At 53.8% G+C, this 17,652-nt stretch carries 15 protein-coding genes and 1 pseudogene; 10 read left to right on the top strand and 6 right to left on the bottom strand.

What is annotated here, in order from left to right; translation table 11 throughout:
• Positions 1–5: 5 nt before the first annotated feature.
• Positions 6–518, bottom strand: a complete 513-nt coding sequence (locus WG622_RS12850; protein ID WP_339403967.1) for an aggregation factor core — start codon at positions 516–518, stop codon at positions 6–8.
• Between the two features lie 203 nt (positions 519–721).
• Between WG622_RS12850 and WG622_RS12855 the strand changes: the two genes are divergently transcribed.
• Together WG622_RS12855 and folE2 are read left to right on the top strand one after the other, a co-directional pair.
• Positions 722–1,789 carry a stealth family protein gene (locus tag WG622_RS12855; protein ID WP_339403968.1) on the top strand — a complete coding sequence of 356 codons (1,068 nt, stop codon included), beginning with the start codon at positions 722–724 and terminating at the stop codon, positions 1,787–1,789.
• Positions 1,790–1,969: 180 nt separating this feature from the next.
• Positions 1,970–2,971: pseudogene (gene folE2, locus WG622_RS12860) on the top strand (GTP cyclohydrolase FolE2); the annotation flags it as partial.
• Positions 2,972–2,981: 10 nt separating this feature from the next.
• Here folE2 and WG622_RS12865 read toward each other — a convergent pair.
• The 4 genes from WG622_RS12865 to WG622_RS12880 form a co-directional block, all read right to left on the bottom strand.
• Positions 2,982–3,812, bottom strand: a complete 831-nt coding sequence (locus tag WG622_RS12865; RefSeq protein ID WP_339403970.1) for an SDR family oxidoreductase — start codon at positions 3,810–3,812, stop codon at positions 2,982–2,984.
• A gap of 279 nt (positions 3,813–4,091) precedes the next feature.
• Positions 4,092–5,444, bottom strand: a complete 1,353-nt coding sequence (locus WG622_RS12870; protein WP_339403971.1) for an MATE family efflux transporter — start codon at positions 5,442–5,444, stop codon at positions 4,092–4,094.
• 270 nt (positions 5,445–5,714) lie between these two features.
• Entirely contained in the window at positions 5,715–6,725 is a 1,011-nt protein-coding gene (locus WG622_RS12875) for a cytochrome d ubiquinol oxidase subunit II (protein WP_339403972.1), read from the bottom strand.
• A gap of 6 nt (positions 6,726–6,731) precedes the next feature.
• Positions 6,732–8,102, bottom strand: coding sequence for a cytochrome ubiquinol oxidase subunit I (locus tag WG622_RS12880; RefSeq protein WP_339403973.1), 1,371 nt, complete (start codon positions 8,100–8,102; stop codon positions 6,732–6,734).
• Between the two features lie 514 nt (positions 8,103–8,616).
• On the opposite strand from WG622_RS12880, the gene WG622_RS12885 reads away from it, so the two are divergent.
• The 5 genes from WG622_RS12885 to WG622_RS12905 all read left to right on the top strand — a co-directional run bounded on the left by WG622_RS12885 (position 8,617) and on the right by WG622_RS12905 (position 13,602).
• The gene (locus WG622_RS12885; RefSeq protein ID WP_339403974.1) at positions 8,617–9,519 is read left to right on the top strand and encodes a LysR family transcriptional regulator; all 903 of its coding nucleotides are present in this window, start codon (positions 8,617–8,619) and stop codon (positions 9,517–9,519) included.
• Positions 9,520–9,622: 103 nt separating this feature from the next.
• Positions 9,623–10,480, top strand: coding sequence for an NAD(P)-dependent oxidoreductase (locus tag WG622_RS12890; RefSeq protein WP_339403975.1), 858 nt, complete (start codon positions 9,623–9,625; stop codon positions 10,478–10,480).
• The gene (locus tag WG622_RS12895; protein ID WP_339403976.1) at positions 10,473–11,987 is read left to right on the top strand and encodes an aldehyde dehydrogenase family protein; all 1,515 of its coding nucleotides are present in this window, start codon (positions 10,473–10,475) and stop codon (positions 11,985–11,987) included. The genes WG622_RS12890 and WG622_RS12895 overlap by 8 nt, the downstream gene beginning before the upstream one ends.
• Position 11,988: 1 nt before the next feature.
• A complete protein-coding gene (locus WG622_RS12900) occupies positions 11,989–12,723 on the top strand; it encodes a serine O-acetyltransferase (RefSeq protein ID WP_339403977.1) in 735 nt (244 codons plus the stop codon).
• A 9-nt stretch (positions 12,724–12,732) separates the two neighbouring features.
• Complete coding sequence (locus WG622_RS12905; protein ID WP_339403978.1) at positions 12,733–13,602, top strand: VOC family protein; 870 nt, start codon at positions 12,733–12,735, stop codon at positions 13,600–13,602.
• Between the two features lie 86 nt (positions 13,603–13,688).
• On the opposite strand, the gene WG622_RS12910 is transcribed toward WG622_RS12905, so the two are convergent.
• Positions 13,689–14,591: a LysR family transcriptional regulator gene (locus WG622_RS12910; protein WP_339403979.1), complete on the bottom strand. Its 903-nt coding sequence runs from the start codon at positions 14,589–14,591 to the stop codon at positions 13,689–13,691.
• Positions 14,592–14,667: 76 nt separating this feature from the next.
• Here WG622_RS12910 and WG622_RS12915 point away from each other — a divergent pair, with 76 nt between their 5' ends.
• From WG622_RS12915 to WG622_RS12925, 3 genes are read left to right on the top strand one after another with little or no spacing between them, the layout of a single operon-like run.
• The gene (locus WG622_RS12915) at positions 14,668–15,678 is read left to right on the top strand and encodes a TRAP transporter substrate-binding protein (protein WP_339403980.1); all 1,011 of its coding nucleotides are present in this window, start codon (positions 14,668–14,670) and stop codon (positions 15,676–15,678) included.
• A gap of 60 nt (positions 15,679–15,738) precedes the next feature.
• Entirely contained in the window at positions 15,739–16,263 is a 525-nt protein-coding gene (locus tag WG622_RS12920) for a TRAP transporter small permease (RefSeq protein WP_339403981.1), read from the top strand.
• Entirely contained in the window at positions 16,263–17,645 is a 1,383-nt protein-coding gene (locus WG622_RS12925; protein ID WP_438839172.1) for a TRAP transporter large permease, read from the top strand. The genes WG622_RS12920 and WG622_RS12925 overlap by 1 nt, the downstream gene beginning before the upstream one ends.
• Positions 17,646–17,652 lie beyond the last annotated feature (7 nt).

A 17,652-nucleotide genomic window follows, 5' to 3' on the forward strand; every position in this document is an offset into this window, starting at 1 on the left:
AACCTCTAAGCGTCACATTCTTGCAGGCTCAGCTTTACCTCAGCCTCTTCCTCCATGACCGTTGAAACTGTGGTGCTCTCTGATTGGAAGCTGACGGTGGTCCCGCTTATCTCGCTATCAGAGACAGTGATCGCACGTGCGCCAAGTGTATCGTCAACATCGATGGTGAACGCTATCGACGCGTTCGTTTTCAGGCCCGAAATATCCAGAACTGCGAGTTGATCCCCGTCTGAAATTATGGGGAGTGTGGTCAAAAATTCTGCCCCGGACGTCAGCTCGAAAGGTTGGAAAACTTCAACTCCCGCGCCTGATCCTGAAACATCAAAGATCAACCCTGCATTCGAATTTGTGAAATCGATTTTGAAGATGCCAGCGCCAATATCGCAATCGCTGAAGTTCGTGAATACGAAGCGATCTTTCGGGGCGCCCTCAATGAATTCCACACGTATTTCCGCCAGCGCCGGGCTTGAGAACGCTATTGTTCCAATGACTACAGCAGAAAGAATTGAGTTACGCATTGTCCGCCTCCCAAGTGTCTAGACATTCAAAATACGAATGGTCGGGCGATGTGGATCATTTGCCGCGGCTTAAGTCGGTGACTGTTTTTCGTTTTGGCGTCAGCTCCGCCGGTTGTGATCTAATTTGGCTGCAGTCGCGTATTCTTGGTCATGTAGTTGGCAAGTGAGCTACACTACCGACCACAATTACGAGACTGGATTTGATGCCAGAGATAATGACACAGCGGCCTGTGGACGAAGACAAGACGGGCGACCCCATTGATGCGGTTATTACCTGGGTAGACGGGAGCTCGGAGAAACATAGCCGCAAGCGACAGCGGTACTTAGCGCAAGCAGGTCGCGCCCTGCATGAAAACGCAATCAACCCACATCGGTGGGCCTGCAACGATGAAATCCTCTACTGCCTGCAATCGCTGGAGAATAGCGCGCCTTGGGTTCGAAAAATCTGGATTGTTGTCGACGATGAAACGCCAGACCTCCGGTCGCTTTCTGAAAACACTCGGGCAAAGATACGGTTCGTGTTCCATCCAGAGATATTTGCCGAGTTTGCCGATGCGCTGCCGACATTCAATTCGCTGGCAATCGAAAGCATGCTCTGGAGGATCGAAGGGCTCAGCGAGCGCTTTATGTATTTCAACGATGACGTATTCCTAGCGGCGCCCCTAAAACCGACTGATGTGTTCAGTGGGAGTTCTCCTATTTTACGAGGAAAATGGGTAGACTATAGCGAAGCTCTGAATAGTCCGGAAGTGCGCCGTGATCCGGCAAAATTCAACCATTACATGCAGTTGAATGCAGCAACCATGATGGGATTTGAGGCCACTCGACTGTTCTCATCGGCCCATGTGGTTCATCCGCTGCGGCGTTCGGTCATGTCACGCTTGTTCGATCAGCACAGGGAGGCCTTTCGTAATAACGTGGCACATCGGTTTCGCGATCTGAGCCAGTTCCTACCGCAGGGCCTTCACAATCACGCATGCATCATTGCGCAGGACGCTGTTTTTGAGACAGCCACCGATCACCTTCATATCGTGAGTGGACAAGGGATCGGGCAATGCCCGTCTGAAACCCGTTCGTTGTTGCAAAAGGCGACCAGCCCCGAGATCAAGTTTTTATGCGTCAACGATTTGCCACAACTCGAAGACGTTGTTCCAGAGGCGCGCGAGTGGATTAGCTTGGCGATTGGCGGTTTTCCTAGAGACAAAAACTTCAGCTCTACGCGCCCTCCCGGCAATCCCTCAGAGCCGGGAGTTCTTCGAGAGCCAAGTTAGAAATAATTACTCTCTCCGACGACAATTATGGTCCTCATGAAGTGATCCGGAACGCGACATGATGCGTATTACTCTTTGTTCTTTAAGGAGTTGATCACCATGAACGAGATCGTGCTACCCAAGCAGTTGAACAATGCGAAAGCATCTACTGGCGCCTCTTTTGGCGAAGAAAAGATGGAAGCCATCAGCCGCGCCACACCATCAAAGGTAGACAACGATTTTGGTCGCGCACTTGATAAAGACCCCATTGGATTAAACCGCAGTTACCCCGAGAATTTTGTAGTCAATGATGCATACAAAGCCAGCATGCCTGATCTGCAAAACGGCCCGTCGAGCCTAATCAAGGGATCCAAAACTGCAATCCAACACGTTGGCATTTCAAACTTCCGCCTACCTCTGAAATGGCGGACGCGCTCGGGCGAGTCCTTGGCGCTAGAGACATCCGTGACTGGGTCCGTCTCGCTTGAGGCATCGAAGAAGGGCATCAATATGAGCCGCATTATGCGCTCGTTCTACAAATATGCCGATACGCCATTCGATCTTGAGACCGCGGGACAAATTCTGAAAAGCTATTTGGATGATCTGGAAAGCTTCGATGCGCGTTTGCAGCTCAGCTTTCGCTATCCGATGCTGAAACGCTCCTTGCGCAGCAATCTAGAGGGGTACCAGTACTACGACGTGGCTTACGAGGTGATCCGTAAAGGAAAGTCATCAACGAAAATTATGCATTTCGATTATGTCTATTCGTCGACCTGCCCATGTTCGTTAGAGCTGTCTGAACATGCCCGGAACAGCCGCGGGCAGATCGCGACACCGCATTCGCAGCGTTCCGTGGCGCGCATTTCAGCTGTCATCGAAGAAGATAAAGCGATTTGGGTCGAAGATCTTGTGGACCTTTGCCTGAAAGCTATTCCCACAGAAACCCAAGTGATGGTGAAGCGCGAAGACGAGCAGGCGTTCGCCGAGTTGAACGGGTCAAATCCGATCTTCGTCGAAGACGCAGTACGGCTCATTTATGCTGCTCTGGACGAAGTCAGCCACATCGGCGACTTCCGAGTGATCGCGAGCCACCAAGAGTCGCTCCATAGCCACGATGCGGTGTCGATCCTCACAAAGGGCAGCACATTCGAGCAGGTGAGTTACGACCACAGAATGTTCGCATCCCTGTATCACGTTGGGTAGGGCAGGGAGGCTACAACACCTGCCGAGGGCGATAGCCCGTAAGGTGTTCCCCGCCATCCAAAGCGATCATCTGCCCCGTAATGGCCTTTTGGGACATCAGAAAGCGGACAGTTTCGCATACCTCAGTCAGAGATGCAGGCCGTTGCAGGGGCAGGTGTGAACATCGTTCACGAAAATGCTCTTCCGTCCGGCCCGCTTCTGGCAAAATCGGGCCAGGCCCGATCGCATTCACCCGAATTCTTGGTGCAAACTCTTCCGCCAAGATTTGGGTCAGGTTCCAAAGACCTGTTTTTGATAGGGTGTACGTGAGGTGTCTAGGCGAAGGGTTAAGCACCCTGGAATCGATCACATTAACAATGGATCCGCCCGCCCGATCCGGCAAACGATCTGCAAAGTGCTGGCACAATAAAAGGGGCGATTTGAGGTGCACGCCCATGTGATTTTCAAAAGACTCCGAGGTTGCTGTCGATACATCGTCCCATTCAAAAACCGACGCATTGTTAATCAAGACACCTATTGGGCCACAAAGGTTTTCGGCGCGTTGAATGAGCTTTGCCGCTTCCCCTGCAAGGGAAAGATCGGCCTGTACGATTTCCGCATGGCCACCAGAAGCTTCGATCTCACCCTTTAGATGGTCGGCCGCGTCCTTTGAGCCGTTGTAGTGTATTGCAACGGACCAGCCCGACGCGGCCAAATCCAATGCAATCGCCCGACCTAAGCGTTTCGCAGCACCCGTAACCAAAACAGAACTGGTTTGCGGTGTCGGTTGTTCAAACGCATCATGAAAAAAAATCTCGTCACTGTGATGCACAGGTTTGGTTATTGCGTCCACTTTATTCATCGAGACCACCCGTATCGAATACAGAAATATGTTGAAGAAACATATTATTAGTTACGACGTCCCATCTCGTTTGGATCACTATCCGAGCACTGTTTTTCGCATTTTCTGGTTTCAGCCCAGGGCCGTATCGCGGTATGAAAGCGGGCCGCGAGGCCGCTGTGTTTTGGCTTACAGAATACTGTCCCACGATTGGTGCGCTGCAGCGCAGTGTTCGAATGGTTGGGCCAATTGCCTTGATAGACTGATCCAGGCGGGTCAGCTCGGATAGCTGAGACTACATTATTCATTTTTCTCGGCTCTGATTGGCACATTGGTTAATCGCCAGAACCTTAGTGGCAATGCAACCGCTGCGACGACAAGGCCCAATGTGTAACCCAGCCAAATGCCTGTGGCACCGAGGTTGAAGAGAAAGCCGAAGGCATAACATGCCGGAAGTGCTAGAACCCAATATGCGGTAAGGGTAATTGTTGTTGGCCTACGCATGTCGGACATGCCGCGTAGAGCCCCTAGTGCGGTGCCCTGGATACCATCAGCGACCTGCAACAGTCCTACTATGAAAAACAGAACTGTGGCGAGGTCGATGACGACTTGATCCGTAGACATGGTTGCTGCCAAGTGCCGACCCGCCAAAATAAAGAGAGTGGCCACCAGGATTTGCCAAAAAGTAACCAAGGCAAAGGACGCTTTAAGTATCGGGCGAAGGCGTTCTTGATGGTCTCGCCCAACGGCTTGGCCAATCCTGATTGATGCCGCGCCAGCGACACCAAGCGGGATCATATATGCCAAACCGGCCAGCGCATTGACGATTTGATGCGCGGCCAAAGCTTCGGCTCCCAGCCAACCCATCATGACTCCCACAACAGCGTAAGCTCCTCCTTCACCTGCGTATCCCAAGCAAAGCGGCATGGCCTCAGCGCCTTGTTCTTTTACATTGACCCAAGAAATTGAAACTCGTTGACGATAGGGTGCAAGACCTGATGCACGCAGGAGGACGAAAGCGGCCGCGACAAGTGAGGCGCACTGCGAAAGGATACTGGCCAAGCCCGCGCCCAAAAGCCCCATGTCCAGCACATGAATGAACGTATAGTTCGCGGGAATGTTCACGATGACGCCGATGTATGAAAGAGCTACGGCTGTCCAAGGCCACTCCACAGCGTCAAAAAGCGATTTTAGGCCAAAAAACAGAGTGAACGGGATCATCCAAAGGGCCATAGAGACCCAGTAGGGCCAAAGGATTGTCAGAACCTCTTCGGGTTGTCCAAGTGGCTTTAGGAGCGGAAAGAGTGCCAGCATCAGCAGCGCGCCAGCGCTGCCACCGATCAGACATAGAATTACGCCACCTCGCAATGCGGCAGCCACACGGGCAAAGTTGCCAGCTCCATGCGCTTGACTGATTTGGACGGAAATCACGGTAATGACGCCCCAAAGCGCCGAGATCAATATGATCAGAACAGCCGTTGTCACCCCAGCCGCGGCCAACGGCACCGTCCCGAGAGGTGAGATCATCGCAGTATCTACGACACCGATCAGAAGGGCAGCCGCGAGCCCGACCATGAGCGGAATGCTTAACCGGATAACAGGCATCAGTTCGGCACGCGTTGTCGCCGGATTGGTAAGTGATTGGAAAGGCATGGATGTTCCTTCGGGTGAAAGCCCTAGCAATGTCGTCGCGAAACGGAGGTTCAAGCTCCGGAAATTTAACAGGCAATTAGCCCTGCGACGGGAAATCCATCTGACAACTCCTTACTATCTTGGGCTAGATAACGGATCTGGACATTGGTTGTCCATAGGAAGCCGAAATGATCAACTGATGTGGCGACGCTGGGAAATTGGCGCGCAGTGCAGCTTCCATTGCTGGACGCCTGAGCGAAAATAGTGTTAGCCGGTGCCTTTGAATACCAATTAGTCGTACCGGAGTTCAGTCGCCTTACCTCGGAAAATCGTATAAGCAAGCACTGTGTATCCCGCGATGACCGGCAATACGAAAATTGTGCCTATCAAAATTATGAACAGACTTTCGGGTGCACTTGCGGCGTCGTAGATGGTTAGTTTTTCGGGAACAACATATGGATAGAAACTGTATGCCATCCCAAAAAAAGACATAGAAAACAGAGAAATAGATGCTACGAATGGGAACCAGGCCAACCTGTCGTCTTTGGTTGGCAAATAGCGCAGACCGTACCAAAGCAAAGCGATGAGCAACCCCGAAACTAAAGGCAAAGGGGCCAACAGAAAGAATTCAGGAAAAGCGAACCATTTATCGAAAATGCGGTCACTCACCAATGGCGTTGCGATGGAAACCAATGCAATGCCAATGACGAGCCCCCAAATACCCCCGCGCGCCCATTTCACCGACTTTTCCTGCAATTCACCGTCGGTTTTCAGGATCAGCCAACAAGCACCAATGAAGGAATAGCCAACGGCCAAGAAACATGAGGTTATGGCTGCGAAAATCCAAGTTCCTAATGTGCTCTCCAGACCCATAATATATTTCCCGAGCATGAAGCCTTGGGAAAGTGAGGTCATTAGCGAACCGCTGAAAAAGGCGAAGTTCCAGTACCTCTTTTGGCGAGTTGGGGCTTTTGCCCGAAACTCAAAAGCCACTCCTCGAAGGATTAAGCCAACGAGCATGATGGCGACCGGAAGGTAGAGAGCCGTGAGAATAAAACCGTGCGCCGTTGGAAAGGCGACGAGCAAAATGCCTATCGCGAGAACCAGCCAGGTTTCGTTGGCATCCCAGAAGGGCCCGATCGACGCGACCATCCTGTCCCTCTCATCGTCCTCCGCGAAAGGAAACAAGACCCCTACACCGAGGTCAAAGCCATCCAAGATCACATAGATAAGGATCGACACCCCCATCAGCATTGCGAATGTGAGAGGAAGCCATTGAGATGGGTCACCGAATAACGTCATCAATAATCACTCCGCTGGGAGGGGATCGACATCCCGAGACTGTGGCGGCTTGAAGCCCGAGTGACCGGCCTTTTTTGCCAAGTAGAACAAGACGGTTACGTAGGCAAACAGCAGCATTGCGTAAATCGTCAAGTATACGGCCAACGTCGAACCAACCATCGGCGCAGGAACGTCCGCAACAGCTTGTTTTGTGGTCAAGACACCCTGCACCAACCACGGTTGACGCCCAATCTCTGTCGTATACCAGCCTGCAAGAGTAGCTACCCAGCCAGAGAAAGCCATCGGTACCATCCCGAACTGGATCAGTTTAGGAATTCCGGCTGGCCCACGTCCCCCTCTCATGAAAAACAGGGTGGACCAACTCAGCAGCAACATTGCCAGCCCAGTTCCCACCATGATGCGGAAAGACCAAAACACTGGGGCAACCGGTGGATGCAGAACCGTTCCATCCTCGGCAACAAAATCATTCAATCCAGGGACAACGCCATCCGCTTTGTGTTTTAGAATGATCGACGCGAGGCTTGAAATACCAACTTCAAATCGGTTTTCACGCGCATCTTCGTCAGGGAGGGCAAACAAAAGCAAAGGAACGTTTGACTGTGTCTCCCAATTACCTTCCATCGCGGCAACTTTCTGAGGCTGATACTCGAGCGTATTCAGGCCGTGCATGTCCCCCATGAATATCTGAGCTGGAATAAGGACAGCTCCCAGCCATGCAGCAGTTTTGAATGTTGCACGGACATCTTCACCACGATCATGTCGCAGCCAGCGATACGCTGATATACCAAGTATCAAGAACGACACAGTCAGCCCACTGGCCAGCAACATGTGAACAAGGCGATAGGGCATTGAAGGGTTGAAGATGATCGCAAGCCAATCGGTTGCATGTGCAACTCCATCCCGCATTTCAAACCCAGCTGGAGTATGCATCCAACTGTTCAAAACCAAAATCCAGAACGCTGACATTGTGGTTCCAAAAGCGACCAAAAACGTAGCTAGCGAATGCAACCAGTTTGGAACCTTTGAAAAGCCAAAAAGCATAATGCCCAGGAAAACGGCCTCAAGGAAAAACGCTGTCAGGACTTCGTAAGCGAGCAAGGGACCGGCAATGTTTCCCACAGTCTCCATGAACCCGGGCCAATTTGTGCCAAACTGGAATGACATGGTGATACCCGACACGACTCCCATCGCGAAGGATAGCGCAAATATTTTGACCCAGAATTGATAGGCCGCTAACCATTTCGGGTTTTGCGTCGCGTTGAACCGCAATTTGAAGAAAAGCAAAACCCACCCAAGAGCGATGGTTATCGTCGGGAAAAGAATGTGGAACGAAATATTCGCTCCAAACTGAATTCTTGAAAGCAGAAGCGTATCCATAAACGCACCTTTGGACTGGTTTGCATTCTTAGCTGGTATATATGCTGACCAACTTGAAACTTAATGGAGATGCGGCTCTGTGGCGCAGTTCGGGTTTGTGTTTACTTTCCTCTCCTTTTAACTCCGAAAACGCAGGAAGGATTCCTTCGATTGTAGGGTTTATTGTCCCGCATGGCGGTAACCATTAGCGCGTCATGAGAATCCATTAAATTATTGCTTTGAAAAGCTTACTTTCACTTTGATGAAGTCGCGTGGTAGTTTTCGTCTCCGCCGCCCACGACCTCAAAAAAATCAACATGATGTTGGCGGGTTCTGATCGAAGAGGCCGCCAGACTCCTTTTTCACACCACCATTTGAGAGCCCAAATCGATGACGTCGTTCTTTGCGGTCAAACAATCGTCGCCTTTCAAGTCACAGTAGTCTTTCTGTGCGAGAAGCCCCCATTGCCCAATTGTTGCACATAGTGTCTGTGTTCGTAAAATAAGTTGCATCATTTGCAACAGTCTGACTCGATATGGATCAAAAACTCACCTCTACTTTTTTGCGTGTTTGCCAAGAGGGCTCTATTCGAGCAGCCGCTGTCGCTTTGGAACTAGAGCCTTCAACCATAAGCCGCCGACTGACCTCGTTGGAGGAAGAGCTCAGCATTCAATTGCTCGAGCGGCGAAAGAAAGGTGTCACACCGACCGAAGCGGGCGCGTTGCTCTTGCGCCATTTGCGTGCTCAGATGGCTGAGTTAGAGGCACTTACAGCTGAGTTTGACGCTTTGAGAGGTATGCGCAGGGGTACCGTTTCACTAGCGGTCGGAGATGGGTTTATCAGCGATTTGATCAAGAACGCACTGCCCGGTTTCAAGAGGATGCACCCAGAAATCACTTTCAACATGCGAAGTGGTTCAACCAAAACCGTCATGCAAGATGTTCTCAATGATGTGGCGCATTTGGGTTTTGTTTTCAACGCGATGCCAGATCGCCAGTGTAAAGTATTGGCGCATATAACGCAGCCGCTGCAACTCTTGGTCAGTCCGTCATCAGAATGCGCCAATACAGTCGCCCCTGTTTCAATCAACTCTCTTGCCGGTATGAGAATGGCCCTGTTGTCGTCAGGGTCCGGCATTGGCGCGATGGTGCGCCAGGTCGAGACAACCTATGGGGTCCGCTTGAATCGAGCTTTAGAAGCGAACTCGCTCGCAGCCGTACGCAACTTTGTTCGAGAGGGGCTGGGTGTCACTGTCCTTCCTTCGTTCGTCGTCGCGCAAGAGATTGCAGATGGCTCTATCGTAGGTTTGCCTGTGGACATACCTGAATTTGCAAAAGGCGAAGTCAGCATGATCGCTCGTTCGGGTCGGCGCCTGCCTGATGTCGCCATGAAGTTGGCAAACCACGCGATGCGGTCGATGCTGGCGTTCAAGGCTTGATCAAGAGTTGATGTTGCAAATTTTGCAACATTTTACTCGAACGCATGCAATTCACGGAACTTGGGTGATGAGCTAACTTTCACAAAACGTTGGGGAGGAGCTCATGATCGGATTGATTGGATTAGGTGCAATGGGGGGCGGATATGTCTCTCGTCTGATGGATCAGAAAATTGATCTATTGTGCTGTGATGCGATGCCGGAAGCTCGCGACCGCGCGCGTGAGATGGGCGCTAGTGTAGCTCACAGTCTTGCTGATTTTTGCGCTTGCGAAACGGTCCTTCTGTCTTTGCCCAAAGCCGCGATTGTAGCGTCGGTCATGGACGAGCTTGGTCCACATCTGAAACCGGGCACCATTGTTGTGGACACATCAACGTCGGAGCCCGACACCACCAAGCAGCTCGCTGCGACTGCTGAACGTCAGGGCTATGTTTTCCTTGATGGCCCTGTCAGCGGCGGACCTTTCGGAGCTCGCAGCGGCACAATGACGATGGTGGTCGGCGGCGACAAAACCGCCTTTGCCAAAGTCCGACCACTGCTCGAGAAAATGACGGGCAAGCTGCTCCATATAGGTCCGTCTGGCGCGGGTCATACGGTAAAGATCGCCAACAATCTCTTGTGCGCCGCGAACCTTGTTTTGATGAGTGAAATGGCGCAGATGGGCGAGCGTGCCGGCATTTCTTTGTCAGAGCTTCTTGCAGGCATCAACGCTGGGTCCGGTCGATCGGGCGTTAGCGAGGTGAACTTTCCCAAGTGGATCACCAACGAAGCTTATGACTCGGGGTTCACCATGGGATTGATGCGAAAGGACGTCGGCCTGGCCACCGGGTTGGCCGGCCGCTTGGGTATCGACCTTCCGGCGACCGAGGCGATTGCCGCAATTTGGGAGAGCAGCCGCGAGGAGCTGGATGACAGCGCCGACTTCAATGAAATCTTCAAACTCCGGAACACGTCTAATGCTTGACCGAATTGCTCACTACAAGTCGCTCTGCAGCACGCTGGGGCTCGCGGACACGCCTCAAAGTTACGTTGGGGGTGAGTTTGTCTCTGGCAGTGGCGCGATGATCGCCTTGGAGGACCCGTATTCCCGTGCTGTACTGGCCGAATATTCCGACTGTGGTGCGACGATCGCAAATCAGGCCTGCGAGGCGGCTGAGGCAGCGCAAAAGTCCTGGATGGCAGATTTCACCGCAGCGGGGCGCGGCGTGGTGATGCAGAAGATAGCAGCCTTGGTTGATGAACGGCAGGAAACCTTGGCGCAGGTTGAGGCGGTCGTATCGGGCAAGCCAATCCGCGATTGTCGTGTTGAGGTGGCCAAGGTCTCTGAAATGTTCCGCTACTACGCCGGCTATACCGACAAGCTGCACGGGCAAGTGATCCCAGTACCCTCGGGCCATCTGAATTATACCATCCGCGAGCCTTTGGGCGTGATCTTCCAAATCACTCCGTGGAATGCGCCGATGTTCACAGCCGGTTGGCAGATTGCTCCTGCAATGGCCTGCGGGAACGGCGTTGTTTTGAAACCCAGCGAGCTGACGCCCGTAACCTCGGTTGCCTTGGCTGCCCTCTGCGAGGAAGCAGGCGCCCCAAAGGGACTGGTCAATGTGCTGGCAGGGCTTGGACCAACAGCCGGTGAAGCAGCCATTGCGCATGACGCAACGCGCAAAGTGGTGTTTGTAGGATCGCCGGCAACCGGTCGAGTTGTGGCTACTTCGGCTGGGAGGGCGTTGAAACCGGTCGTGCTGGAACTGGGTGGGAAATCTGCCAACATTGTATTTGAGGACGCCGACCTGGAAGCCGCCTGCAAGGGCGCGCAGGCCGCGATCTTTGCCACGGCAGGTCAAAGCTGCGTCGCGGGCTCGCGACTCTTGGTGCAAGCATCAATCAAAGACCAGTTTCTAGAGATGGTCGCGGATGGTATGAATCACCTGAAAGTTGGTGATCCATTGGATGATGCGACAGAAATTGGCCCGATCAGTAATCGACGTCAGTTCGATCACGTGACAGCTATGGTCGATCAGGCTGTGCAAGACGGAGCCAAGGTTCTGACAGGTCCCAGCACCAAAGGCGATGCGCTGATGGTGCCGCCTACGATCCTCGCCGGCCTGCCGCCCGAAGCAAGTGCTGCTCAAACCGAAATTTTCGGACCCGTCGTGACGGCTCTGAGCTTTGAAGATGAAGCCGATGCCCTGCGCATTGCCAATAGCACCGATTTCGGGCTGGCTGGTGCAGTTTGGACCAACAACGTTAGCCTTGCCCACCGTATGGCAGCAAAAGTGCGGGCAGGGACATTCTGGGTAAACGGGTATAAAGCCATCCATGTCTCAACCCCCTTTGGTGGCTCACGCTCTTCGGGATTTGGTCGATCCTCTGGTATGGACGTACTCATGGAATACACAGAGCCCAAAAGCGTATGGGTTGAAACAGCAGAAGTGCCCCGCGTGGCTTTTGGTTATGCCCCGAGCGAATGACATGAACCTTCAGGAAGACGTCGCCCGCCTTTTTCACTCAGAACCCGCCTTGTCGGCGCTTCTTGGGTTTGAACCGGACGAGGTACACAACGATGCCCAACTGCTCGCCGCTGTCTTGGCCGGGCTCGTGCCAGACGCGCATGCGCGACATCGGGTGCGTGACTTGGTAGGTGAGGGATTTGCTGAGGACAGTGAAGCTGTTTCGGTCGCTTTGGAGGATCTCGCAGCCACTGCCGCGCGCGATCTGAGCACTGACCCTGCGCGGGTTTTGCTGTTTGCAGCGGGTTATCAGGGGCTGCTGTCCTATCGCGCATCTCGGGCTTTGTTCTTGTCGGGCCGTGACACCGCCGCCGCTGCGGTCAAAGCCATTCTAGGGCGACAGCTGAGCGTGGACATAGCCCCAGAGGCCGATATCGGTCGTCGGGTCTGGCTTGACCACGGGCTTGGCGTTGTGATCGGACGCACTACGATCATCGAAGAAGACGTGAGCATCTGGCACGGCGTCACTCTGGGGTCGAATTTTGTGAGTATGGGCGACCGCCGACACCCGCTTATCTGCAAAGGGGCTGTGTTGGGCGGTCATTCGATCATCTTGGGCGGCATTGATATTGGCGAAAACGCAGTTGTCGCCGCAGGGGCAATCGTGACCAGATCAGTTCCCGCTGGCAAAACGGTTTATGGTCCCAAGGCTGCCATCCGCGACCGACAGCCCGGCAGTTTCAGCGGATTTCTGTAGGAGACTTCAATGGCATATCTTGGGATCGACCATCCGCTGATCGCTGTTCATGATCTCGACAAAGCGATTGAGACTTACCGTGATTTGGGCTTCTTTATCGCGCCTCCGGGACAGCACCCTTGGGGAACCTCGACTGCGCTGGCTTTGTTCCGCCATCAGATCATAGAGATCGTGAGCATCGGTGATGAGACTTTGCTGGACGGATATGACACGGGCGGGTTTCGCTTTGGTCGACATGTTGAAGGATTCCTGAACAGCTCTGAAGGCGTAGCTCTGACGGCGCTGTTCACCGAGGACGCAGAAGAGGCCGAGGAACAACTGGCCGCGCGCGGTATTCAATGCACTGGCACGATTGATTTTGGTCGCGATGTTGTCCGTGCAGACGGGGAGCCTGATCGAACCAAAACCACGCTTAAGGTTTTCCACAATGACAGCCTGCCGCGTTTGTCCGTTTTTGCATGCCAACAACACCGACGCGACCTGCTGGAGTTTCCTGACAGGATGACCCATCCCAACGGCGCGCAAGGCTTTGCGGCCGCAACTATTGTGGCCGAGGACAAAGCACCAGTGCTGGATTGGTTCACCCGTATTCACAATGTGCCTGCCACAAAAGATGCCGAAGGGTTTGACGCCGTTGAGACCACCAACGGACATTGGCGCATCATGGCGCCCGACCAATTTGAGGCTTTCTACAGAGTTACTTTATCCCAGGCTTTCTTGGCAAATGGACCGCGCATTTCAGCTTTGGATGTTCGTGTCAAAAATCTTGAGGTCGTGAAGGATTGCGCCTCTGTGACCCTGTCAGAAACTGACGAACATCTTATTGCATCTGACATGTCGCAGCTTGGCGGAATGGCCCTGCGCTTTGTTCCCTCATAACCTTCGCCTCACAATCATGTCCGGCATTTGGTTTTGCGCTGACTTGCGCGGAAACGAGTGTTGCTGCGCTCTGAATAAAGCCAACGCTAAACCATCGTTTTGCGGCTGATCTCGGTAATCTGCTCCCTCAGCCACCGATGCGCCGGGTCATTCGTTGAGCGCTGGTGCCAAACCATATAGACGCTCACGGGTTCTATTTCGAAGGGTATCGGAGCAGAGGCAAGAGATTGCAGCAAAGCTTTACCCATCAATTTAAGCTGCGTGGTCAGCAGTTCGGTGCCACGAATAAACGCGGGCAGGCCCGCGAAGTTCGACACGGTGACTTTCGGTTTCGGCGGCGCTTGCAAGTCCCGGGATACGATCACTTCGTCTGACGAGCCGCCGAGCGCAAAATGCACAGACACATGGTCCGATTGTACATAGTCGTCTAAGGACTTTGGCGCGTCGCGACAGGCGGGGTCGTAGAACACATGCATCTCTCCGGTAAAAAGCTTGAGCTGCATAAGGTCTGGTGCATCCGGGGGCAGGGGGGTCAAAATCAGGTCGCATCTCGCATCGCGCAAGAGCCCGACGCTCGGTACACCCGAAGGACGCAGCTCCATTGTCAAAGCAATATTGTCAGCCCAGGCCTGCCTCAACAGGTGCGGAAATATCAGATCGCGCTGCATATCATTGGCCGCCGCCACGAAATGCATTTTTTCGGACTTGGGATCAAAGGGGCGCAAATCCGTAAGCGACTGCAGCTTGTCCAGAACTTCAAGCACCGGGGCCTTAAGCGCCAAAGCCGTTTCGGTAGGTGTCAGCCCCTGTCCCGAACGCACAAACAATGGATCGCCCAAAATCCTGCGCAACTTGTTCAAGGAGTGGCTGACCGTTGACTGATTAACGTCCAAACGCTCGGCCGCCATCGACACGGAATTTTCCTCTAGGATCAAGAGGAAGGTCTTTAAAAGTTGACCGTCGAGCTTTTCGAAATCGAAATCTTTCATATTATATATTAATGCATATCGATTTATTCGATGTCAATTTCCTCCTAACTGTGTGGCTCCACATTGGGAGGATACCATGAAACTCACGTCTTTGTTGGGCGTGGCCGCCATTGCAGTCGCGTCGACACTTCCGTTCAAGAGCTCTGCCGAAGAGCTTTCCGTCGCCAATTTCGTACCGCCGCAGCACCATACCAACGCGTTCCTGTTCAAATGGTTCGCGGATGAGGTCGCCGAACGCTCTGGCGGGTCTTTAACTGTTAAAGTCTATCCCGCAGGTCAGTTGGGCGCAGGCCCGGTGCAGCAATATAAGCGCGCCGTAGAAGGTGTCGCAGACATCACCTTTGGCCTTCAGGCCTATACCCCCGCGATTTTCCCGAAATCCATGCTGATCATTCCTCCGGGCAAAGCCAAGGACGCGAATGAAGCAACCAAGCGCCTGCTAGCTGTCTATGACGAACATCTGGCCGATGAATATGAAGATGTGAAACTGCTCGGCATCTTCACCACCGCTGGCAATATCTGGGCCGCGACACGCGACGTGTCGACCTTGGACGGTCTGAAGGGGTCAAAAATGGTGCCCTATGCCGCCATGACCACGCCGATCATCGAAGCGCTGGGCGGGGTGCCGGTGCAAATGCCGGTGACCGAGATGTATACGGGTCTCTCTACAGGGACGATTGATGCCACGACCGCGACCTACAACAACATCACCGCGCCTTGGAACTTCTGGGATGTGTCCACGCATCTTGTGACCAATGTTCCCGTGCAACACGCGGTCTTCTTCGTTGCGATGAATAAAGAGCGCTACATGGGCCTCAGCGATGAGCACCGCGCGATCATCGACGATCTGGCGGGCGAGACATTCTCGCTGCAAGGCGCTGCGAGCTTTGATGGCGCGGATTCCAACTCGTTCCAGATCATGCAGACCGCCGAACAGATGGCGAATGTCACCCAGATCGAGGTCAGTGCAGAAGAGCGCGCCAAGATGGATGAGGCTGTGGCCGAGGGTCTGGAGTCGATCTTTGCCGATTATGAGGCCCGCGGCATCTCTGACGCCCGCGCGGTCTATAACGCGATCAACCAATAATCTCCCCTCGGGGGGCGGCCCATGTGTCGCCCCTTGATGTTCCAACCGGAGGATTGGTGCATGTCTAAACCTGCTTATCTTGCCACGCTGGACCAGATCCTGATCTGGGTTTCGCTTTTGATCGGCGGCGCGATGCTGGCCTTCATGACGCTCTTTGGCACGGTCAATGTTCTGGTGATGCGCAAGCTCTTGAATGCGCCGATCCGAGGGGCAGAGGACCTTATGATCCTGTCGCTTGTCATCCTTGTCGCCATCGCGATCCCATTTGGCGGGCGGGTCGGAGCACATATTGAAATCGAAATTCTTGAATCCCGCATGTCCAAATCCTTTGCGCAATGGTCCTTGTTTGCTGTGCGCGTGGTGTGCGGCGCCCTGATGCTCCTGATGGCATGGGAGTTGATCATAGCCGGTCAAAACGCGCCGAAGTTCGGTGAAACCACGCAGCAGCTGCTGATTTCCTATGAGCCGTTTTACTACCTGCTCGCCGTCTGCGTCGCGATCTACGCGCTGGTCTGCGCCTCAGACGCTTTGCAACTGGCACGCACTGGCAAGATCGAACAAATCCCACTGGGAGAGGCGCTATGATCAGTATGACCACTCTGGGCATTCTTGGCCTGCTTGCGCTCTTTGGCCTTTTGGCTCTGCGCGTGCCCGTGGCGCTGTCCATGGTGCTTGTGGGTGTCGTCGGCACGATCCTCGCAACCGCGAACCGCTTCCTGCTTTTGGGCATGGCGTCGGATCAGGCCTGGGCGCGGGGAATTAAAACCGCCATGTCCAACCTATCGGGCGAGACCTTTGAGGCTGCGTCAAACTACAACCTTCTTGTCATTCCGATGTTCGTCCTGATGGGCAATCTTGCCGGTGTGTCGGGCATGTCCGCAGACCTTTTCGGGGCGGCCTATCGCTGGATGGGGCACCTTAAGGGAGGTCTCGCCTCTGCCACCATCGCCGCCTGCGCTGGCTTTGCCGCGCTTTCGGGATCCTCACTGGCGGCCGCGATCACAATGGGGCGGGTGGCTCTGCCTGAGATGAAGAAATTCAACTACGCCGACAGCCTCGCGACAGGGTCCGTTGCAGCAGGCGGTACGCTTGGGTTCCTGATCCCACCCTCAGGCGGCATGATCATCTATGCGGTCCTGACAGAGCAATCTATTGGTCGCCTCTTCATGGCTGGTGTCATTCCAGGCATCCTGATGACCTTGCTCTTTATCGGAGCGATCTATTTCACCGTCTTGCGCAAGCCAGAAGCCGGCCCATCGGGCGAAAAAGCCTCTTGGCCTGAACGCCGCGACGCGCTTTTGGCAGCCTTTCCGTTTCTGGCTGTTGTCGGCATCACAATTGGTGGCATGTACACGGGCTTTTTCACCCCGGTCGAAGCCTCATCCGTCGGCGCTTTCCTCACGCTGGTTGTCGCGATCTGGCGGCGGTCTCTGAACGCGGCGGCCCTGCGCGAGGTGATCCTGCAAACGGTCAAAGCCTCGGCCACGGTCTTTATGATCATTATCGGCGCGTTCATCTTTATCCCCTTCATGTCGCTCACCGAACTGCCAAGCCAGCTCGTGACCCTCATGACCTCGCTGCCGATCGGAGATTACGGCGTCCTGCTGCTGATCATCCTGATCTACATGTTCCTGGGCATGTTCCTTGAGGGCATCGCGATGCTGGTTCTAACCATTCCGGTCGTCCTGCCAATCATCGCCGCTTTGGACTTTGGGTTTGATCCCTCGATGGCCGATATGAAGATGATCTGGTTCGGGATTATCGTCGTGATCGTCTTGGAAATGGGGATGATCTCGCCCCCTGTCGGGCTCAATGTTTTCGTCGTGAAATCCATCGCGCCGGGCGTGCCCATGGGACAGATTTTCCGAGGCATCTGGCCGTTCTGGTTCGCCATGGCGCTGATGCTGATCTTACTGATGATCTTTCCACAGATCGCAATTTTCTTACCACAAACAATGGTCGGTTGACCGAAAT

This window comes from Cognatishimia coralii (assembly GCF_037478305.1).
Lineage (GTDB): Bacteria > Pseudomonadota > Alphaproteobacteria > Rhodobacterales > Rhodobacteraceae > Cognatishimia > Cognatishimia coralii.